This window comes from Bradyrhizobium sp. JR4.3 (assembly GCF_040547695.1).
GTDB classification, from domain to species: domain Bacteria; phylum Pseudomonadota; class Alphaproteobacteria; order Rhizobiales; family Xanthobacteraceae; genus Bradyrhizobium; species Bradyrhizobium canariense.
Genome location: NZ_JBEPQF010000008.1, coordinates 94559 through 113512, shown reverse-complemented (window position 1 = coordinate 113512; position 18954 = coordinate 94559). Strand labels below are relative to the sequence as shown.

Genomic DNA, 18954 nt, shown 5'->3' with positions numbered 1-18954 from the left:
ATGGGCGCTGTTGCGGGTCCTGAAATCGAGCGGCTGGTCCAGCTTCTCGCGCGGCTGCCGGGCCTCGGCCCGCGCTCGGCGCGGCGTGCCGCGCTGCATCTGATCAAGAAGCGCGAAGCGCTGATGATGCCGCTGTCCTCGGCCATGCAGGTCGCGCTCGAGAAGGTCCAGGTCTGCAAGACCTGCGGCAACATCGACACGCAAAGTCCCTGCACGGTCTGCACCGATCCGAGGCGCGATCCCTCGATCATCGTCGTCGTCGCCGACGTTGCCGATCTCTGGGCGCTGGAGCGGGCCAATGCCACTCAAGGGCGCTATCACGTGCTGGGCGCGACATTGTCGCCGCTCGACGGCGTCGGTCCGCAGGACCTCACCATCGAGGCGCTGGTCGCGCGCGCGCATGAGGCGCAGGTGCATGAGGTCATCCTGGCGCTGAATGCCACGGTCGACGGCCAGACCACGGCGCACTACATCACCGACCTGCTTCAGGACGCCAACGTAAAAGTAACCCGGCTTGCCCATGGTGTGCCGGTCGGCGGCGAGCTTGATTATCTCGATGAAGGCACGCTATCGGCCGCGATGCGGCAGCGTACCCTGTTCTAGCCATCCAGACTTACGGAACGGACGACATGACGAAACTTTTCGCCAAACGATGGGCTTTGGTCGCGACGATCGCGATGCTGGCGACGCCGGCCATCTCCGCGCAGCAGGATGACGGGGCTCCGCCGCCGTCGAAGCCCGGCAAGCCGATCAATGCCGGCGAGGTGCTCTCGGGCGAGCTGAACACGATGAAAGTGCGCGACGTCAAGAACGTCGGCAAGCGGGTTGCGACCTACCAGATCACCTCCGAGCCGCGCCGCCTGCCGCCGCCGAGCGGGCTGTGCAATCTCGAGACCGGACCCGAAACCTTCCAGCTCGTTCCCAGCGGCGACGCCCAGGCCGCGCAGCTGAAGACGTTCGCCGGCAAGGAGATCTCGGTCAAGGTCGACGAGATCGCCTGCGCCAGCGATCCCGGCCAGATGAGCGAGGCCGTGATCACGAAGTGGAGTTTGATCAAGAAGCAGTAGGGGGAGGTTCCCTCTCTCCAGGATTCCGGTGTCATCGCCCGCGTAGGCGGGCGATCCAGTACGCCGCAGCTTCTCGGTCAATCACAACCATCTCGGCGTACTGGATGCCCCGCCTTCGCGGGGCATGACAGCGGTCGTTGCGCTAAACCCTCACCGGCCCCAGTGCATCAAAATGCCCGCGCTTCTGCAGCCAGGCCAGCAGCACCAGGCTCGGGATCGCCACCAGCATGCAGATCACGAAGAACAGCGGCCAGCCGGTGGTATCAGCCACGAAGCCGGCGCCTGACGAGAGATAGGTCCGCCCCACCGCGGCAAGCGCGGTGAGCAGCGCATATTGCGTCGCCGTGTGCAGCGGGTTCTGGCAGAGCGCCGAAAGATAGGCGACGAAGATCACCGTGCCGATGGCGCTGGTGAAGTTCTCACAAGTGATGGCGAAGGCGAGCGCCCATTGGCTGGTGCCGACGAAGGCCAGCCAGGAAAAGGAGAGGTTCGCGAGCGCCTGCACCACGCCGCCGATCCAGAGGCTGCTCGCGAGCGAATAGCGCCGGGCGACGAAGCCGCCGGCAAAGCCGCCGATCAGCGTCGCAGCGAGGCCCACACCCTTCACGATCGCCGCATAGTCGTTGCGGGAGAAGCCGAGGTCGATCACGAACGGCGCGGTCATCGTGCCGGAGAAGGCGTCGGTGAACTTGAACAGCACGACGAAGGCGAGTGCCGCAAGCGCGTCCTTGCGCGTCAGGAATTCCGAGAAGGCGCCGATCGCCGCGTGCAGCACGCGCGCGAACGCGGTCTGCGTCTGCGTCGCGGCTTCCGCCCGCACCGATTGCTCGGGCTCGGTCGCGACCAGCGCCGTGATCGTCCCGATCAGCACCATCGCCGCCATCACCACATAACCCCACATCCAGGCGGACGTGCGGGTGATGCCGGTGCTCTCGAAGCCCGACACAATGAACAGCGCGCCGGCGGTCGAGACCAGCATGCCGATGCGATAGGCCGCGACATAGGACGCCATGCCGGCGGCCTGCTCGCTTTCCGGCAGGCTCTCGACGCGGAAGGCATCGACCACGATGTCCTGCGTCGACGAGGCCGTCGCCACCAGCAATGCGCCGAGCGCGACATAGAACGGCGAGCGCGCGGGATCGGTCAGCGCCAGCAGCAGGATCGCGACGATCAGCAGCAATTGCGAGAACAGCAGCCAGCCGCGGCGCCGCCCGAACGCGCGCGTGAACAGCGGCACATGCATCGCATCGACCAGCGGCGCCCACAGGAATTTCAGCGTGTAGGGCGTGCCGACCAGCGCAAACAGCCCGATGGTCTTGAGATCGACGCCGGATTCCCGCATCCACACCAGCAGCGTCGAGCCCGACAGCGCCAGCGGCAGCCCGGACGAGAAGCCGAGGAACAGCACGATCAGCACCCGCCGTTGCAGGTAAACGGCAAGGCTATCACGCCAGGAGGTGGGGGTCGTGTCGGGGCCGGCAGGGGAGGTCGCGTCGGGTGCGGTCATGGGTGGGTGTTAGCAGATTCTGGCCGCCACAAGTGAGGTGTCGCTCCTGCCGGCCAAAGAGGAGGTGTCGTCGCCCGGCTTGACCGGGCGACCCAGTATTCCAGAGGCCGGCATTATGGGGGCCAGCAATCCCCGAATAGAGATCGTTCCAATCCGGATTGTCTTTCTCGATCAACGCGATCTTCCAATCGCGCTTCCACTTCTTCAGCCGCTTCTCCCGTTCGATCGCATTCTCGGGGTCGTCGAACTGCTCGAAGTAAACGAGCTTCACGACATCGTAGTCTTTCGTGAAGCTCTCGATCAGTTTCAACTTGTGCTCTGCCACCCGGCGGATGAGATCGTTCGTTACGCCAATATAAAGCGTGCCACCCATCTTGCTGGCGAGAATGTAGACGTAGTAGCAGCGAGCGCCCATCTGCCGCCTCTGGGATACTGGATCGCCCGGTCAAGCCGGGCGACGACAGCGAGATTGAGGCGGCAGGTTACCGCATCTCAGCGTAGAATCACTCCCCAGCCTGGAGCTTCCTCGGGAACAGTTCGGCAGCGCCGGTCGCTACGAGATGCGGGGCTTCGGGCGCATCGGTCTTGCTGAAATCGAGCTCTTCGATCCGCCCCGCGCGCTTCTCGATCTTGTCGGCGGAGATCAGGATCTGGCGGACGTCTTCGTTGGCGTCGGCAAAGTGTTTCTGCAATTTCAGCACGCGCTCGCGCAGGCGGCCGAGATCGTCGCCGAGCTTGATCACCTCGGTCTGGATCTGGTCGGCGGCATCGCGCATGCGCGCGTCCTTCATGATCTGCTGCATCACCTGGATCGCCAGCATCAGCAACGAAGGCGACACCAGCACGACGCGGGCGCGATACGCCTTCTGGATTACGTCGTCGAAACCGTCGTGGATTTCGGCGTAGACCGATTCCGACGGCACGAACATCAGCGCCATGTCCTGGGTCTCGCCGGCGACGAGATATTTTTCGGCGATGTCGCTGACGTGCTTCATCACGTCGCCGCGCAGCCGCTGCGTGGCGATCCGCTTTTCCTCATCGGTGCGCGCATCATGCAGCGCGGTCATCGCTTCCAGCGGAAATTTCGCGTCGATGCAGAGCGGCCGCTGGTCGGGCAGGAACACGACGCAGTCCGGACGCTTGCCGGTCGAGAGCGTGAACTGGAACTCGTAGGCGCCCTTCGGCAGACCGTCCTGGACGATCGCTTCCATCCGCGCCTGACCGAAGGCGCCGCGCGACTGCTTGTTGGCGAGCACGTCGCGCAGGGTCGTCACCTGTGTGGTGAGGTCGGTGAGGTTCTTGTGCGCGCTGTCGATGATGCCGAGCCGCTCGTGCAGCGCGCGCAGGCTCTCCATGGTGTTGCGGGTGGTGTTCTCCATGGACTGGCCGACGCGGTGGGTCACCGAATCCAGCCGCTCGTTGACCGCGCGTGCCATGTCTGCCTGGCGACCGGCCAGCGTCTGGGTCATGGCATCGACCCGCCCCGAAGCCTCGCTCTGGGCATGCAGCATCTGGCTGATGCGCTCCTCGAGTTCGTCGGCGCGGATCGCGTTGGCCATCGCAAGTTCCGCCCCGCGCCGCCCGGAGCGCGCGATCACGACGGCGATGACCGCCAGCAGGATGAGGACCAGCGCGCCGAAGCCGATCAGCGCGTCCACGGTGCGCACCGGCCAGTCGCCGAGCATGAAAATGATCTCGTTCATGCCCCTGCTTCTAGCCGATTCGCTCGGCGGCACGAACGAATAGCGAACATTTAGTGTAAATGCCTCGTTAATTTTTATGGTTAACGAAACCTGAAGTTTTATGGTTAGCGGAGGGTTAACGGGGTTCCCGGCCGGATTGACCGCGTCCGGCGCCCGGCTTAAATCGCGGCCATGGCCCTCAGAGAAATCATCATCCTGCCCGACAAGCAGCTGCGTCTGGTCTCCAAGCCGATCGAGAAGGTCACGCCGGAGATCCGCAAGCTTGCCGACGACATGTTCGAGACCATGTACGACGCGCCCGGCATCGGGCTCGCGGCGATCCAGATCGCGCAGCCGTTGCGGCTGATCACCATGGACCTCGCCAAGCCCGACCAGGACGGCGAGACCAAGCCCGAGCCGCGCGTCTTCATCAATCCGGAAATCATCGCCTCCTCCGAGGACCTGTCGGTCTACGAGGAAGGCTGCCTGTCGATCCCCGAATATTACGAGGAGGTCGAGCGTCCCGCGAAGGTGCGGGTGCGCTACATCGATCTGGACGGCAAGGTGCATGAGGAGGACGCCGAAGGCCTCTACGCCACCTGCATCCAGCACGAGATCGACCATCTCAACGGCGTGCTGTTCGTCGACTATCTGTCGAAGCTCAAGCGCGACCGCGTGCTGAAGAAATTCGAGAAAGCCGCCAAGCGCGCGGAGTAGTTTTCGGTGCTGCCCCACGCTCCCCTGCGCTCCCTCCCCCCTTGTGGGGGAGGGCGGGGGAGAGGGGTAGCCCAGGAGGAAGTCTATCCGTCATCTGATCAAGTGCGTGCGGTGAGCGCTCATGCCGAGAGAGCGCGTCGTGTGGCACCCCTCTCCCTAAGCCTCCCCCACAAGGGGGGAGGGAACGTACCGAGTCCTTGTCATGCCCCTCCGCCTGATCTTCATGGGCACGCCCGATTTCTCCGTGCCGACGCTGCTCGAGCTCGTCGCGCACGGCCACGAGATCGCGGCCGTGTATACGCGCGCGCCGAAGCCCGGCGGACGGCGTGGCCTGCAATTGCAGCCGACCCCGGTGGAAGAGGCCGCGCGAAAGCTCGGCGTGCCCGTGCTGACGCCGAAGACGTTGAAGACGCCGGAGGCGCGGGAAGAATTCCGCGCCTTCGACGCCGATGCGGCCGTCGTCGTCGCCTATGGCATGATCCTGCCGCAGGCGATCCTCGATGCGCCAAAGCTCGGCTGCTACAATCTGCACGCTTCGCTGCTGCCACGCTGGCGCGGTGCTGCTCCCATCAATCGCGCGATCATGGCCGGCGATGCCGAGAGCGGCGTGATGGTGATGAAGATGGATGTTGGCCTCGACACCGGCGACGTCGCCATGGCGGAACGGCTCGCGATCACGGACAATATGACCGCGCTCGATCTGCACGATCGTCTGGCCCGGCTCGGTGCCGATCTGATGGTGCGCGCCATGGCCGCGCTCGACCGCGGCGGGCTTCAGCTCAAGCAGCAGAGCGAGGATGGCGTCACCTACGCCGCCAAGATCGACAAGGCCGAAGCGCGGATCGACTGGACCAGGCCCGCGCGCGAGGTGCTGAGCCATATCCACGGCCTGTCGCCGTTTCCCGGCGCCTGGGCCGAGCTCACCGGCGTGAGCGAGAACGCGCGCGTAAAAATCCTGCGCTGTGAATTGGCGAAGGGTTCGGGTACGCCGGGCGAGGTGCTCGACGATCACCTCACCATCGCCTGCGGCGAGGGCGCAATCCGCCTGATCGAGCTCCAGCGCGAAGGCAAGGCGCGCATGCAGGCCGCGGACTTCCTGCGTGGCGTGCCGCTGAAGTCCGGCGCCAAATTCACCTGACGCTGTCATACCCCGCGAAGGCGGGGTATCCAGTACGCCGAGGCTTCTCGGTCGAACGGATAGGCTGCGGAGTACTGGATCGCCCGGTCGAGCCGGGCGATGACAGCGAAACTGGACAAGATGCCCCGCTACAAGCTCACCATCGAATATGACGGCGCGCCGTTCTTCGGCTGGCAGGTGCAGGAGACGCTGCCCTCGGTGCAGGGCGCGCTGGAAGCGGCGGTGAAGGCGATGACCGGCGCGGATGCGCGCGTGCACGGCGCCGGGCGCACCGATGCCGGCGTGCATGCGCGCGGCCAGGTCGCGCATGTCGATATCGACAAGCAGTTTCCGCAGGGCCGTTTTCGCGACGGCTTGAATGCGCATTTGCGCCCGCATCCCATCGCCGTGGTCGAAGCCGATATCGTGCCGGAGACTTTCGAGGCGCGCTTCTCGGCCATCAAGCGCCACTATCGCTACCGCATCGTCAACACCCGCGCCAATCTCGCGCTCGATGCCGGCCACGCCTGGCGTGTGCCGCGCCGGCTCGATGCCGATGCGATGCATGCGGCGGCACAACGCCTGCTCGGCAAGCACGATTTCACCACCTTCCGCGACACCGAGTGCCAGGCCAAGTCGCCGGAGAAGACGCTCGATCAACTCGACGTGCTGCGCGACGGGCGCGAGATCACGATTCTCACCTCGGCGCGCTCGTTCCTGCACAGCCAGGTGCGCTCGATGGTGGGGTCGCTGATGTGGGTCGGCGAAGGCCGCTGGACCGCCGAAGATCTCTCCGCAGCGCTCGCTGCACGCAACCGCGCCGCCTGCGGCATCGTCGCCCCGCCGGACGGGCTGTATCTGATGCAGGTGGATTACTGATTGGGGTGAGGGCGCGCGCTCTCGCTACATCCACCACTGTCATGCCCCGGCTTGACCGGGGCATCCAGTACGCCGCGGCCTCTCGGCTCAGTCACTGCCGTCTCTGGAATACTGGATCGCCCGGTGAAGCCGGGCGATGACAGCGGAGGGTTTGGCGGCAATGGGGGCTACGCAAAATACCTCGCCAAAATCCCGCGATACACCTTCGTCAACTGCTCCAAATCCCCAACCGGCACGCGCTCGTCGACCTGGTGCATGGTCTGTCCCACCAGGCCGAACTCGATCACCGGGCAATAGCTCGAGATGAAGCGCGCATCCGAGGTGCCGCCTGAGGTCGACAGCTCCGGCTTGCGGCCCGTCACTTCCTCGATCGCGGACACCGCGAGATCGGTGAACGGGCCGGGCTTGGTCACGAACACGTTCGAGTTCGAAGGCTCCCAGACGATGCGGGCGCGGATCCGGTTGCCGCAGGCTTTGGTCAGCCGCGTCTCGACCAGCTCGCGCAGGCTCGCCTGGGTGTGATTGTCGTTGTAGCGGATGTTGAATTTTGCGCGGGCTTGTCCTGGGATGACGTTGTTGGCGGTGTTGCCGACGTCGACCGAGATGAATTCGAGATTGGAGGCCTGGAACTGCGCGCTGCCATGGTCGAGCGGTTCGTCGGAGATCGCCACGATCAGCCGCGAGATATCAGGCACCGGATTGGCGGCGCGGTGCGGATAGGCGACGTGGCCCTGCACGCCGTCGACATACAGCGTGCCCGATTGCGAGCCGCGGCGGCCGACCTTGATGGTGTCGCCGAGCGCCTCGACATTGGAGGGCTCGCCGAGCACGCAATGGTCGAATTTCTCGCCGCGCTCCGCCGCCCACTTCAGCAGCTTGATGGTACCGTTGATGGAGACGTCTTCCTCGTCGCCGGTGATCAGGAATGAGATCGAACCTTTGCCGTCGCTGCGTGGCTTGCCGTCGTTCGCGGCAAGATGCTCCAGCACCGCGGCGACCGAGCAGGCGATGCCGCCCTTCATGTCGACCGCGCCGCGCCCGTGCAGAAAGCCGTCCTTCACCTCGCCGGAGAACGCGCCGACGCTCCAGGCGCTCTCGTCGCCCGGCGGCACCACGTCGGTGTGGCCGGCAAAAGTGATGTGCGGCCCGTCAGTGCCGATCCGCGCATAGAGATTGTCGACGTCGGCGGTGCCGGGCTCGCTGAAGGTGACGCGGTGGCACGTGAAGCCGGCTGCGTTGAGTGCTTTTTCGAGCACGCCCAGCGCACCGGCATCGGCCGGGGTTACCGAGGGGCAGCGGATGAGATCGCGGGCGATCGAGAGAGCATCGGTCATACGCCCCGCTTAACATGCATGCCGCCGGGTGGGCTAGCACTGGGCGGGACAAATTCGATCTCGCTCTGCTGGTCCCAGCTTCTCGCCGCAGGCGGGGCGGGCGCGGAGCCGCTCTCCACCTTAGCCAACGGATCGGCGCCGAACCGGTTGTCGCCCGAGGTGCCGGGCACGATGAACATTTCCACGAGGCCCCAAAACCACGGAATGTGCATGGCCCAGGCGAGAGCAAGAACCCAGTTTGATTCGGTGGGCAGCAGGTCCGAGAACTGGTCGAACAACGCGGGCACGACGAAAAACGGAACCAGCCACCAGCCGCTCCGGTCCCGATCGTGCAGCCGCTTGGTCGCGGTTGCCAGGTAGATCCACAGGAATAGCAAAGTGCCGAGCCCCCTGAGGATGAGGGTCGCGCGATCGGTTGTTGCCAGCAGACGGTAGGCCCTGGGATCGACCACGTTGAAGATGTCGTCGACACCGAAATCAAAGTCGAGCTTGAAGTTGAAGGCGAAAGTTGCGGCCCCGTTCAGCACCTTGATGGCCTGGTCGATCATCCCGAGCATGCAGGCCAGCATCATGACGATCAGCAGCGCCTGCCACAGCAAGGCGCGGTTGATGCGGCCGTCAAAGCGGAAGAGATACCAGGTCCAGTCCATGCCAGAGGCTCCGGGCGGGAGAGGTCGCCCGGATCTTGGTCGCGATGGGGGGAGGGTGGGTTCGATGCCGTTGCCAGACCCGTCTTCCTGAGGTGCGAGGCCTGCAGTGCAGAGCACCGCCGGGGGAGCCTCGAAGGATGAGCGGCCGAGATGTAGCTGGCTGCCGGGCCGTCGCCCTTCGAGGCTCGCCGAAGAGGCGAGCACCTCAGGGTGACGGTGAGAGAATAGACTCTCAATCCCGCAGCAGCTCGTTGATGCTGGTCTTTGAGCGCGTGCGCTCGTCGACGCGCTTGACGATGACGGCGCAGGCGGTGCTCGGGCCGATCTGGCCGTTCTTCATCGGCTTGCCGGGCAGCGCGCCGGGAACGACCACCGAATATTCCGGCACTTCGCCGATGAAGATCTCGCCGGTGTCGCGGTCGACGATCTTGGTCGAGGCACCCAGGAACACGCCCATCGACAGCACCGCGCCCTTGCGCACGATCACGCCTTCGGCGACCTCGGAGCGCGCGCCGATGAAGCAATCGTCCTCGATGATCACGGGCTCGGCCTGCAGCGGCTCGAGCACGCCGCCGATGCCGACGCCGCCGGAGATGTGCACGCGCTTGCCGATCTGCGCGCAGGAGCCGACGGTCGACCAGGTGTCGATCATGGTGGATTCATCGACATAGGCGCCGAGATTGACGAAAGAGGGCATCAGCACGACGTTGCGGGCGATGAAGGCCGAGCGGCGCACGATGGCGCCGGGGACGGCGCGGAAGCCGGCGTCGCGAAAGCGGTTCTCGCCCCAGCCCTCGAACTTCGAGGGCACCTTGTCCCACCAGGCCGCCTTGCCGGGGCCGCCAGGAATGGCGCCCATGTCGTTGAGGCGGAACGAGAGCAGCACCGCCTTCTTCAGCCATTGATTGACCTTCCACTTGCCGTCGGTCCCACGCTCGGCAACGCGGGCCTCGCCCTTGTCCAAAATCTCCAGCGCGTGATCCACGGCCTCGCGGACCTCGCCCCTGGTCGAGGTCGAGACGCCATCGCGCGCCTCGAAGGCGCCGTTGATGGTGGATTCGAGGGCGGACAGGGACATCAGGATTTCCTCTCGGGAAGGCAGGATTTGCGGTGATTTGGAGCGCTTTTTCGGGATTTGGGGGGACGGAGTCAAGGCAAACTCAGTGTCGTCCTCCATCGTCGTCCTGGACAAGCGAACAACGTGAGCGCCGATCCAGGACCCATTACCCCTGGGAGGTGTTTGGCGAAGGCTGGTAGTTATCAGCTCGCGCCAAATTCCACCCTGGGATAATGGGTCCTGGCTTTCGCCAGGACGACAGCGGTTATTTGGGAGACAGCCTGCCCAAAAAACCCGCGAGATCATCCGTGACATGGTCGACATGGGCGGCATCACGGCCCGCCAATTCCCAGTCCTCGCGCACGACCTCTTTCGTCCCATCCGGTATCACCAGCACGGTGGTCATGCCGAGTTCGTGCGGGACGGTGAGGTTGCGGGCGAGGTCTTCGAACATCGCGGCGCGGGTCGGATCGACCGAATGGTCGGCGAGAAACTTGCGGTAGGTCTGCGGCGCCGGCTTCGGCTCGAATTCGGCGGCGATGATGTCGAACACGCCGTCGAAATGCGTGGCAAAGCCGAGCCGCGCCAGCACCGCATCGACATGATCGACCGAACCGTTGGTCAGGATCAGCTTTCGTCCCGGCAGTTTTGCGATGGCCTCGCCCAGCGCCGGGTTCGGCTCTAGCGGAGAGTGGTCGATCTTGTGGACATAGGCGAGATAGTCGTCGGCGCGGACGCCATGCAGGGTCATCATGCCGCGCATGGTGGTGCCGAAGCGCTGGTAATAATCCTTCTGGATCTTGCGCGCTTCCACCGCTGTCAGATCGAGCCAATTGCAAACGAACTCGGTGATCCGCGCATCGACCTGTTGCCACAGATTGACGTGGTGCGGATAGAGCGTGTTGTCGAGGTCGAACACCCAGGTGTCGACATGGCCGAAGGCGCGGGGGGATTTCATTTTCACTCTCTATCCGTTGACCGCGGTGGCGCCCCACCCTCAATCGTCGTCCTGGCGAAAGCCAGGACCCATACTCCGTGACTGATCATTGGGGCACGCTAGTCGTCGCTCTTCGCCAAACGCGATCCTGGGGTAATGGGTCCTGGCTTTCGCCAGGACGACAGCGGAGTGCATGGCACCGGTACGATCACAAAAGCAATCACGGCATCGCAAACCGCAGCGTCTTGCCGCCGCTCGACATGTCCACCGCGCCAAAACCCGTCGCCGCGAAGCCGCGCGCGCCGCAGTCGGTCTGCTCGTTGGTCTCGAACTTGGTCTCGCGCGTGCAAAGCTGCTTGTCGCCGCCCCAGTTCAGCGGCTTGTCCTTTAGCTTGACGATTCGGTTGTCGGCGTCGATGGCTTCCGCGAAGCTGAAGATCTGCTTCGGCTGGCCGCTCACATCAGGGTGCAGGCAGGTCTTGGGGTCGATGCGATACCAGCCGCGGCTGGTCACCGCCTTGCCGTCGTCGGTGGCAACCGCCGCCATCACCTTGTGCGTGGTGTCGTTGCACCAGGTGAGGCCGGTCGCAGACGGCGTCTGCACGGCATCGACCATGGTCTTGAAGAAGTTCGGCGACGACAGGATGTCGGACGACAATCCGCGGCTCTTCAGGAAAGCGGCCAGCGCGCCTTGCGTCTTCGGCCCGTCGACGCCGTCGATTGGCGCGGCGTCGTAGCCTGCGATCACCAAAAGCCGCTGGATGCCGGCGAGGCGAGCCTGCTCGTCGTCATATTCGGAGTCCTCGGCGAGATAGGCGACGAAATTGCCGTCCGCGCCTTGCGTCGGCGTGATCTGGGTGAAGGCGGCCTGGGTCTGGCCGCTGCGGCACTGCCGTGCGGCCGCGATGACGAAATTGTCCTGCGCGACGCACAGCGTGTCGCTGCCGTTCTGCGGGATCGGGGAGGCGCCGTAGACGCCAAGCGCGCGGGCGTTGAGCAGGATGCGGTCGGCGGAGAGCGTGCCTTGCACCACCACGCGGCAGGTGGCGGGGTCGATCCTGAACCAGCCACGCGTCGCGGTCGCCGCCTTGTCGTCGATGCCGATCGCGGCCTCGACGACATAGGACATGCGGTTGCAGATTTTCAGGTCGGCGAACGCCGGTGCGGAGGAGAACACGAACGAGATGGCTGCGGCAGGGAGCGTCATCAAGAAACGGCTCAAGGTCGAGCGGCGATGCCGCCGAGTCCTCAACTCGTCATGCCCGGGCTTGTCCCGGGCATCCACGTTCTTGGCGCGGGACGAAAGGTCGTGGATGGCCGGGACATCTTCGCGAAGACGCGCTTCGCGCTGTTGCCCGGCCATGACGGCTTTCATGCGTGGCGCCTCTCGCATCACTTGTGGATCAGCGTGCCCGTGCCGGTGTTGGTGAAGAGCTCGAGCAGCACTGCGTGCTGCATCTTGCCGTCGATGATGACGACGCCTTCCACGCCCTGTTCGAGCGCGTAGATGCAGGTCTCGACCTTCGGGATCATGCCGCCGGAAATGGTGCCGTCGGCGATCAGCTTTCGCGCGTCCTTCACCGAGAGCTGCGGGATCAGCTTCTTGGACTTGTCGAGCACGCCCGGCACGTCGGTGAGCAGCAGCAGCCGCTTTGCCTTCAGCGCGCCGGCCACGGCGCCTGCGAAAGTGTCGGCGTTGACGTTCAGCGTCTGGCCCTCTTTCGAGGTCGCGAGCGGTGCCAGCACCGGGATCAGCTCGTAGCCGATCAGCTGGTTGAGCAGCGTGAGATCGACTTTCTCGGGATCGCCGACGAAGCCGAGATCGACCGCCTTTTCGATGTGCGAGTCCGGATCCATGATGGTGCGCGTCGTCTTGGACGCCTTCACCATATTGGCGTCCTTGCCCGACAGCCCCACCGCCTTGCCGCCGGCCTCGTTGATGTAGCCGACGATCTGCTTGTTCACGGAGCCGGCGAGCACCATCTCGACGATCTCGATGGTCGCGGCATCGGTGATGCGCAGGCCGGCGGCGAATTCCGAGACGATGCCGAGGCGCTTCAGCATGGTCGCGATCTGCGGGCCGCCGCCATGCACCACCACCGGATTGATCGCGGTCTGCTCGAGCAGCACGATGTCGCGGGCGAAATTCTTCGCGGTCTCCTCGTCGCCCATGGCATGGCCGCCATACTTGATGACGATGGTTTCCTCGTCATACTGCTGCATGTGCGGCAGCGCTTCGGACAGGATGCGGGCCTGGTCGAGCGGGGAGATTTCGGTCATGAGGCGGATCTCGCTGGCGGGATACTCGGGCCGCGTTCTATCCGATTGGCGGGCGGGGCGCAAAGTGGTCTTCGTCCCCCATACGCAGCCGCGTAGCCCGGATGGAGCGCAGCGTAATCCGGGAATCTACCCGCGCAAGCTCTCCCGGATTGCGCTTCGCTCCATCCGGGCTACGGACTGCGCTTCACCACCACCGCGGCGAGCGTCACCGCCAGCCAGCTCAAGATCATCACCGATCCACCGGTCGGCGCTGCATAGGGAAACAGCGAATGGCCGGCATATTGCCGCAACGTGAGGTCGCCCGCGAACAGCGCGGCGCCGGCTGCGAAGCCGGACGCGGCGATGATGCCAATTCCGTCGTGCAGAAGGCCGCGCCCGAGCAGGGCGACGGCCGCGAGTATGGCGGTTGCATGAAACAGCAGCATGGCACTTGCGGCGGCGAGCCGGCTCGCATCGCCGCCATGCGCGGAAGCCGCGGCCAGCGCGACGCCGGCGGCGCCCATCACGCCGGCAAGCCCGATCAGCAGGCGGAATGCCGTCATTACGAGGTTCGCTCTTCCAGCAACTTTGCGATCGCTGCGCGCAGCTCGGCCATGCCGGTCGCGCTCCGCGACGAGGTCGCGAGCACGTTGGGGAACGCCGCCGGACGCTTGGCGAGCGCGGCCTCGGTCTCGATGATGCGCGATTGGAGCTCGGTGGCCTTGATCTGGTCGGCCTTGGTCAGCACGATCTGGTAGCTGACCGCGGAGCGATCGAGTGTCTTCAGGACTTCGAGATCGACGTCCTTGAGGCCGTGCCGCGCGTCCACCAGCACGTAGACACGCGCGAGGCTGGCGCGTCCGAGCAGGAATTTGTGGATCAGCTCGGTCCAGGACGCGACCTGGCTCTTCGGCGCTTTGGCGTAGCCATAGCCGGGCATGTCGACGAGGCGCAGTTCACTTTTCCCGGGGACCTCGAAGAAGATCAGCTCTTGGGTGCGGCCCGGGGTATGCGAGGTGCGCGCGAGCGCGTTGCGCCCGGTCAGCGCGTTGATCAGGCTGGACTTGCCGACATTGGAGCGGCCGGCAAAGGCGATCTCCAGCCCCGCCATCGGCGGCAGCGTTTCAGTCGAGGGCGAGGCCCAGATGAACTGCCAGTCGCGCGTGAACAGCTTCCGCCCGACCTCGATCAGCTTCGCATCCTTGTCGTCATTCATGCGAAGGCTTTCTGTTTGTCCGCGTCATTGCGAGCGAAGCGAAGCAATCCAGAAATGCGTCCGCGGAGGGACTCTGGATTGCTTCGTCGCTCGCTCCTCGCAATGACGACCGCTACGTCGCCTTCTTCGCGAACGTTGCCTTGAGATTGTCGAACAGCTCCACCTTCACGCCGTTGCGGCGCATGATGAAGCTCTGCTGCAGCACCGAGAGCGTGTTGTTCCAGGCCCAGTAGATCACGAGGCCTGCCGGGAAGCCCGCCAGCATGAAGGTGAAGATCAGCGGCATCCAGTTGAAGATCATCTGCTGCGTCGGATCCGGCGGCGTCGGATTCAGCTTCATCTGGAACCACATCGTGATGCCCATGATGATCGGCCAGATGCCGAGCGCCAGGTAGTGGCCGAACACCGGGATAGTGGTCGGATCGAACGGGATCAACCCGAACAGAGTGAACAGGTTGGTCGGGTCCGGCGCGGAAAGATCCTTGATCCAGCCGAAGAACGGCGCGTGCCGCATCTCGATGGTGACGAACAGCACCTTGTACAGCGAGAAGAACACCGGGATCTGGATCACCACGGGAAGACAGCCGGCGACCGGATTGATCTTCTCCTTGCGGTAGATCTCCATCATCTCCTGCTGCTGCTTCACCTTGTCGTCAGGGTAGCGCTCCTTCAGCGCCTGAAGCTGCGGTTGGACCGACTTCATCTTCGCCATCGAGGCGTAGGACTTGTTCGCCAGCGGGAAGAACAGGAGCTTCACGATCACGGTCACGAGCAGGATCGAGATGCCGAAATTGCCGAAGAAGCGGTAGAAGAAGTCGAGGCCGAGGAACATCGGCTTGGTGATGAAGTAGAACCAGCCCCAGTCGATCAACAGATCGAAATGGTTGAGGCCGAGTTCCTTGTTGTAGCCGCCATGGCCGGCGAGCGGGAAGTTGATGCCGACGACGCTGGCTTCCTTGGCGCCGGCGAACAGCCGCGCGTTCGCGGTCGCGGAGCCGCCGATCGCGACGGTGACGGGATCGAGCAGATAATCGGTCTGGTAGGTGTGGACGTTGCCGCTCGGGTTCGACGAGAAGCGCGCCTGAATTTGCGCACTGGTGTCCGGCAGCAGCGCCGAGGCCCAGTACTTGTCGGTCATGCCGAGCCAGCCATTGGTGGCCTTGAAGTTCACCGTCCGGGCTTCGTCGATTTTCTTGTAGGCGTATTCCTGCAAGCCATCGAGATAGCCGATCAGGCCTTCATGCAGGATGTAGTAGCCGGAGACCTGCGGCGTGCCGTGGCGCGAGATCAGCGCGAACGGATAGAGCGTGACCGGCGCGTTGCCGACATTGCTCACCTCGTCCTTGACGGTGAAGAGGTAGTGGTCGTCGACCGCGATGGTGCGGCGGAAGCTGAGGCCTTCGCCATTGTCCCATTTCAGCACCACCGGCGTGGTCGGCGTCAGGCTGCCGCTGCCGTCCTGCTTCCAGACGGTCTGCGCGTCCGGCAGTTTCGCCGTCACGCCCGTCGCCGGCACCCAGCCGAACTCGGCGTAATAGGGCTCCGCGGTCCCCGAGGGCGAATACAGAATAATCGGCGGTGATTTCGGATCGACCGTTTCGCGGAATTGCACCAGCGCGACATCGTCGATGCGGCCGCCCTTGAGCGAGATGCTGCCGGCGATCCGCGGCGTCTCGATCTTCACGCGCGGGCTCGCTGCAATCGCGCTGTCACGGCTTTGGACCGGCTGGGCTTGCTGGTTCGCGCTCGGCGTCGACGGCTGGGCCGTGCTGCCGGCCTGCGGCGTGGCGCCCGGCGTCGCGGAAGCCGTTGGCTGCGGCGTGGTCTTCTGCAGCTCGGCCTGTGCCTGTTGCTGCGCGCGCTGCTTCTCCATCGCCGGCATGTTGTAGAAATATTGCCAGGCGATCAGCACGAAGCCCGACAGAATGACGGCGAGGATGGTATTGCGGTTGTCGGTCATCATTCTCTCGTCATCAATCCGGTTTGCGGCTGGTCGCAGGAGCGGGGCCGGGCTTTGAGCCGTCGGTTGTTGGGCTGCTTTTTGAGCCGCGTCCCTTGCGCGTATGCCGTGCGGGCTTCGCGAACGCTATGCGCAGATCGTCGAGCATGGCGGCGAAGTCGCGCGAGAGCGCGTCCCTTCGGCCGACCAGCACATAATCATGATGGGGCTGCATCGACACCGGATCGAGCCGATTCACCAGTTCGCGAAGCCGGCGCCGGATGCGATTGCGCTCGGGAGCGTTGCCGTTCTTTTTGGTGACGGTGAAGCCGATCCGGACCGGGCCGCTGTCGTCTCGGCCAAGGTTTTGGCGGTCAAGACTTTGACGGTCAAGGCTTTGCAGGACGAACGCGGGACTATTCACCCGCGCGCCATTGGCAACGGCGAGGAAATCCGCTCGCTGCCTCAGCCGATCCATGATGAAATCCCAAAAAGGGGGTCCGGCTCAGGCGCTCAGACGCTTGCGGCCGCGGGCGCGGCGGGCGGCGAGCACCTTTCGGCCGCCGGCCGTGGCGAGACGGGCACGGAAGCCGTGACGGCGCTTGCGCACCAGTTTGCTGGGTTGATAAGTCCGCTTCACGGGTTTTTCTCCGCTGACCGGGCAATTTGCCTGTAGAATTGATGATAACGTCCGGAAGATGCTGCCCAAAACGGGCCTTTTTCGGCCCCAAGAGAGCCGCTCCCGGCGGTCACACCGGGTCATCGCGGACAATTGGCCGGCTTATATGCGAGCGCCTTCTTTTCGTCAACGCCGCACAAGAGCTCAATTCGGGCGAATATCGCTGTCCGTGCGGGGTTTTTAACACTTGAGGTGGCGACTCGCCAGATCTGCGCTTACATCCGACCTTGGCAGATTGACGATCTGTAATTTGACCGCGCTGGGGGCGGGCCGCATCTTCATACGCGCCAAAACCCTTCACCCGGCGACATCTTTAATCCGGTAAAGGCAGCGAGGGCGAATTTCGTGGCAGCGACAGACCTCCAGCCGATCCAGGATGGGGATCAGCGGGACCCGCCGGCGGCGCTGCCGCGCGGGACGCGCGGGCTTGGGCTGTCCGGCAAGCTGCTGCTGCTCACCGTTCCCCTGGTGATGATCGCGGCCATCCTGCTCTACGTGCCCGCCATCGCCAACTTCTGGGTCAACCGGCTCAACGACCGCGTCGCCGCGGCCAACACGGCGGCTCTGGTGCTCGATGCGGCGCCGCTCGGCATGGTCCCCGATTCGCTCTCGCGCGAGATCCTGAAGAGCATCAATGCGCGCGCCGTCGCCATCAAGATGGGCCAGCAGCGCCGTCTGCTCGCCAGCGACAATCTGCCCGCCGCCATCGAGCATGACATCGACCTGCGCGACATGACGGCGTGGGAGGCGATCACCGGCTCGTTCCGGATGATGCTGGAGACCGGCAACCAGGCCATCCGGATCGTCGGGCCCGGCGTCGGCAACGCCCAGTTCATGGAGATTGTCACCGACGAGCTGCCGCTGCGGCAGTCGATGTACCGCTTCTCCCGCAACGTCGTGGTGGTCGCGCTGATCATCGCGGTGCTGACCGCCGGCCTCGTCTATCTCGCCATGCATTATCTCTTCGTGCGCCCGATGCGGCGGCTGACTGCGAGCCTGGTCGGCTTCCACGAAAATCCCGAGAGTTCGGCGGGGATCATCGTGCCGAGCCAGCGCAGCGACGAGATCGGCGTTGCCGAGCGCGAATTGTCGGACATGCAGCGCGACCTGATGTCGATGCTGCACCAGAAGAGCCGGCTCGCCGCCCTCGGCCTCGCCGTCTCCAAGATCAATCACGATTTGCGCAATCTGCTGGCCTCGGCGCAGCTCCTGTCGGACCAGCTCGCCAGCGTGCCGGATCCGCGGGTGCAGCGCTTTGCGCCAAAACTCGTGCGCTCGCTCGAGCGCGCCATCGCCTTCTGCCAGTCGACCTTGTCTTACGGCCGCGCTCAGGAAGCCGCGCCCGACCGGCGCATGATCATGATCGAGCCTGTGGTGCTGGAGGTGCGCGAGACCGCCGGCCTTGCCTCCGACGCCTCGATCGCCTGGGTCGCCGCGATTGAGCGCGGGCTCGCGGTCGACGCCGATCCCGACCAGCTGTTTCGCGTGCTGCTCAACCTCGTCCGCAACGCCGCCCAGGCGCTGGAAAGCCATGCGTCCGCCGAGGGCGGCGCGCAGCAGATCCGGATCACGGGAAAACGCGAGGGCGCGGTCGCCATCATCGAGGTCTCCGACACCGGCCCTGGCGTGCCGCAGAAGACCCGCGATCACCTGTTCGAGGCGTTCCAGACCTCCGGCCGCCCCGGTGGCAGCGGCCTCGGCCTTGCCATCGCCGCCGAGCTGGTCCGCGCCCATGGCGGCGACATCCATCTGGTCGAAGGCACCATCGGCGCCACCTTCCGGATCGTCATCCCCGACCGCCCCGTGGAACTGCTCTCCGTCCGCAACGAGCGGGCGCGGGCGTAGGTCGGCCGGCGGCCGAGTGCGGAAACCGTCATGTCCCTGCAAAATCTCCCCAATCCGGACCTTGCCAAT

At 64.8% G+C, this 18954-nt stretch carries 19 protein-coding genes and 1 pseudogene; 6 read left to right on the top strand and 14 right to left on the bottom strand.

Annotated elements, in window-relative coordinates:
• Together recR and ABIB91_RS15450 are read left to right on the top strand one after the other, a co-directional pair.
• Entirely contained in the window at positions 1 to 603 is a 603-nt protein-coding gene (gene recR / locus ABIB91_RS15455; protein ID WP_007604678.1) for a recombination mediator RecR, read from the top strand.
• A 26-nt stretch (positions 604 to 629) separates the two neighbouring features.
• A complete protein-coding gene (locus ABIB91_RS15450) occupies positions 630 to 1067 on the top strand; it encodes a hypothetical protein (protein ID WP_354162500.1) in 438 nt (145 codons plus the stop codon).
• Between the two features lie 142 nt (positions 1068 to 1209).
• Here ABIB91_RS15450 and ABIB91_RS15445 read toward each other — a convergent pair whose 3' ends face one another.
• From ABIB91_RS15445 to ABIB91_RS15435, 3 genes and pseudogenes are all read right to left on the bottom strand, one after another.
• Positions 1210 to 2574 carry an AmpG family muropeptide MFS transporter gene (locus ABIB91_RS15445; protein WP_354162503.1) on the bottom strand — a complete coding sequence of 455 codons (1365 nt, stop codon included), beginning with the start codon at positions 2572 to 2574 and terminating at the stop codon, positions 1210 to 1212.
• Positions 2575 to 2692: 118 nt separating this feature from the next.
• Positions 2693 to 2989, bottom strand: a pseudogene (locus ABIB91_RS15440) (GIY-YIG nuclease family protein); the annotation flags it as partial.
• Between the two features lie 88 nt (positions 2990 to 3077).
• Positions 3078 to 4277: a DNA recombination protein RmuC gene (locus tag ABIB91_RS15435; protein ID WP_354162506.1), complete on the bottom strand. Its 1200-nt coding sequence runs from the start codon at positions 4275 to 4277 to the stop codon at positions 3078 to 3080.
• Between the two features lie 171 nt (positions 4278 to 4448).
• On the opposite strand from ABIB91_RS15435, the gene def reads away from it, so the two are divergent.
• From def to truA, 3 genes are all read left to right on the top strand, one after another.
• Positions 4449 to 4973 (top strand): peptide deformylase, encoded by a 525-nt coding sequence (gene def / locus ABIB91_RS15430; RefSeq protein WP_354162509.1) that lies wholly within the window; start codon positions 4449 to 4451, stop codon positions 4971 to 4973.
• A gap of 202 nt (positions 4974 to 5175) precedes the next feature.
• On the top strand, positions 5176 to 6111 hold the full coding sequence (fmt, locus tag ABIB91_RS15425; RefSeq protein WP_354162512.1) for a methionyl-tRNA formyltransferase: 936 nt from the start codon (positions 5176 to 5178) through the stop codon (positions 6109 to 6111).
• A gap of 120 nt (positions 6112 to 6231) precedes the next feature.
• The gene (gene truA, locus ABIB91_RS15420) at positions 6232 to 6969 is read left to right on the top strand and encodes a tRNA pseudouridine(38-40) synthase TruA (RefSeq protein ID WP_354162782.1); all 738 of its coding nucleotides are present in this window, start codon (positions 6232 to 6234) and stop codon (positions 6967 to 6969) included.
• A gap of 167 nt (positions 6970 to 7136) precedes the next feature.
• Here truA and dapE read toward each other — a convergent pair whose 3' ends face one another.
• The 11 genes from dapE to rpmH form a co-directional block, all read right to left on the bottom strand.
• Positions 7137 to 8303: a succinyl-diaminopimelate desuccinylase gene (dapE, locus tag ABIB91_RS15415; protein WP_354162515.1), complete on the bottom strand. Its 1167-nt coding sequence runs from the start codon at positions 8301 to 8303 to the stop codon at positions 7137 to 7139.
• Positions 8300 to 8953, bottom strand: coding sequence for a DUF805 domain-containing protein (locus ABIB91_RS15410; RefSeq protein WP_354162518.1), 654 nt, complete (start codon positions 8951 to 8953; stop codon positions 8300 to 8302). The genes dapE and ABIB91_RS15410 overlap by 4 nt, the downstream gene beginning before the upstream one ends.
• 232 nt (positions 8954 to 9185) lie before the next feature.
• Positions 9186 to 10031: a 2,3,4,5-tetrahydropyridine-2,6-dicarboxylate N-succinyltransferase gene (dapD, locus tag ABIB91_RS15405; RefSeq protein WP_354162521.1), complete on the bottom strand. Its 846-nt coding sequence runs from the start codon at positions 10029 to 10031 to the stop codon at positions 9186 to 9188.
• Positions 10032 to 10275: 244 nt separating this feature from the next.
• Positions 10276 to 10968, bottom strand: a complete 693-nt coding sequence (locus ABIB91_RS15400) for a pyrimidine 5'-nucleotidase (protein ID WP_007597685.1) — start codon at positions 10966 to 10968, stop codon at positions 10276 to 10278.
• A gap of 199 nt (positions 10969 to 11167) precedes the next feature.
• Entirely contained in the window at positions 11168 to 12154 is a 987-nt protein-coding gene (locus tag ABIB91_RS15395; protein WP_354127106.1) for a DUF1036 domain-containing protein, read from the bottom strand.
• 185 nt (positions 12155 to 12339) lie between these two features.
• Positions 12340 to 13227, bottom strand: coding sequence for an acetylglutamate kinase (argB, locus tag ABIB91_RS15390; RefSeq protein ID WP_007597683.1), 888 nt, complete (start codon positions 13225 to 13227; stop codon positions 12340 to 12342).
• 170 nt (positions 13228 to 13397) lie between these two features.
• On the bottom strand, positions 13398 to 13769 hold the full coding sequence (locus ABIB91_RS15385) for a DUF423 domain-containing protein (RefSeq protein WP_007597682.1): 372 nt from the start codon (positions 13767 to 13769) through the stop codon (positions 13398 to 13400).
• Positions 13769 to 14422 carry a ribosome biogenesis GTP-binding protein YihA/YsxC gene (gene yihA, locus ABIB91_RS15380; RefSeq protein WP_007597680.1) on the bottom strand — a complete coding sequence of 218 codons (654 nt, stop codon included), beginning with the start codon at positions 14420 to 14422 and terminating at the stop codon, positions 13769 to 13771. Before yihA ends, ABIB91_RS15385 begins: the two co-directional genes overlap by 1 nt.
• Before the next feature lie 112 nt (positions 14423 to 14534).
• Positions 14535 to 16382 carry a membrane protein insertase YidC gene (yidC, locus tag ABIB91_RS15375; protein WP_354162527.1) on the bottom strand — a complete coding sequence of 616 codons (1848 nt, stop codon included), beginning with the start codon at positions 16380 to 16382 and terminating at the stop codon, positions 14535 to 14537.
• Positions 16383 to 16395: 13 nt separating this feature from the next.
• Positions 16396 to 16839: a ribonuclease P protein component gene (gene rnpA, locus ABIB91_RS15370; RefSeq protein ID WP_354162530.1), complete on the bottom strand. Its 444-nt coding sequence runs from the start codon at positions 16837 to 16839 to the stop codon at positions 16396 to 16398.
• Between the two features lie 27 nt (positions 16840 to 16866).
• On the bottom strand, positions 16867 to 17001 hold the full coding sequence (gene rpmH / locus ABIB91_RS15365) for a 50S ribosomal protein L34 (protein WP_008542748.1): 135 nt from the start codon (positions 16999 to 17001) through the stop codon (positions 16867 to 16869).
• A gap of 384 nt (positions 17002 to 17385) precedes the next feature.
• Between rpmH and ABIB91_RS15360 the strand changes: the two genes are divergently transcribed.
• On the top strand, positions 17386 to 18885 hold the full coding sequence (locus ABIB91_RS15360; RefSeq protein ID WP_219682512.1) for an ATP-binding protein: 1500 nt from the start codon (positions 17386 to 17388) through the stop codon (positions 18883 to 18885).
• The last annotated feature ends 69 nt before the right edge of the window (positions 18886 to 18954 follow it).

What these genes read in the sequence shown, in the direction of transcription:
- recR (WP_007604678.1), top strand. Translation starts at nt 1, where the DNA reads ATGGGCGCTGTTGCGGGTCCTGAAATCGAGCGGCTGGTCCAGCTTCTC.
- ABIB91_RS15450 (WP_354162500.1), top strand. Translation starts at nt 630, where the DNA reads ATGACGAAACTTTTCGCCAAACGATGGGCTTTGGTCGCGACGATCGCG.
- ABIB91_RS15445 (WP_354162503.1), bottom strand. Translation starts at nt 2,574, where the DNA reads ATGACCGCACCCGACGCGACCTCCCCTGCCGGCCCCGACACGACCCCC.
- ABIB91_RS15435 (WP_354162506.1), bottom strand. Translation starts at nt 4,277, where the DNA reads ATGAACGAGATCATTTTCATGCTCGGCGACTGGCCGGTGCGCACCGTG.
- def (WP_354162509.1), top strand. Translation starts at nt 4,449, where the DNA reads ATGGCCCTCAGAGAAATCATCATCCTGCCCGACAAGCAGCTGCGTCTG.
- fmt (WP_354162512.1), top strand. Translation starts at nt 5,176, where the DNA reads ATGCCCCTCCGCCTGATCTTCATGGGCACGCCCGATTTCTCCGTGCCG.
- truA (WP_354162782.1), top strand. Translation starts at nt 6,232, where the DNA reads ATGCCCCGCTACAAGCTCACCATCGAATATGACGGCGCGCCGTTCTTC.
- dapE (WP_354162515.1), bottom strand. Translation starts at nt 8,303, where the DNA reads ATGACCGATGCTCTCTCGATCGCCCGCGATCTCATCCGCTGCCCCTCG.
- ABIB91_RS15410 (WP_354162518.1), bottom strand. Translation starts at nt 8,953, where the DNA reads ATGGACTGGACCTGGTATCTCTTCCGCTTTGACGGCCGCATCAACCGC.
- dapD (WP_354162521.1), bottom strand. Translation starts at nt 10,031, where the DNA reads ATGTCCCTGTCCGCCCTCGAATCCACCATCAACGGCGCCTTCGAGGCG.
- ABIB91_RS15400 (WP_007597685.1), bottom strand. Translation starts at nt 10,968, where the DNA reads ATGAAATCCCCCCGCGCCTTCGGCCATGTCGACACCTGGGTGTTCGAC.
- ABIB91_RS15395 (WP_354127106.1), bottom strand. Translation starts at nt 12,154, where the DNA reads ATGACGCTCCCTGCCGCAGCCATCTCGTTCGTGTTCTCCTCCGCACCG.
- argB (WP_007597683.1), bottom strand. Translation starts at nt 13,227, where the DNA reads ATGACCGAAATCTCCCCGCTCGACCAGGCCCGCATCCTGTCCGAAGCG.
- ABIB91_RS15385 (WP_007597682.1), bottom strand. Translation starts at nt 13,769, where the DNA reads ATGACGGCATTCCGCCTGCTGATCGGGCTTGCCGGCGTGATGGGCGCC.
- yihA (WP_007597680.1), bottom strand. Translation starts at nt 14,422, where the DNA reads ATGAATGACGACAAGGATGCGAAGCTGATCGAGGTCGGGCGGAAGCTG.
- yidC (WP_354162527.1), bottom strand. Translation starts at nt 16,382, where the DNA reads ATGACCGACAACCGCAATACCATCCTCGCCGTCATTCTGTCGGGCTTC.
- rnpA (WP_354162530.1), bottom strand. Translation starts at nt 16,839, where the DNA reads ATGGATCGGCTGAGGCAGCGAGCGGATTTCCTCGCCGTTGCCAATGGC.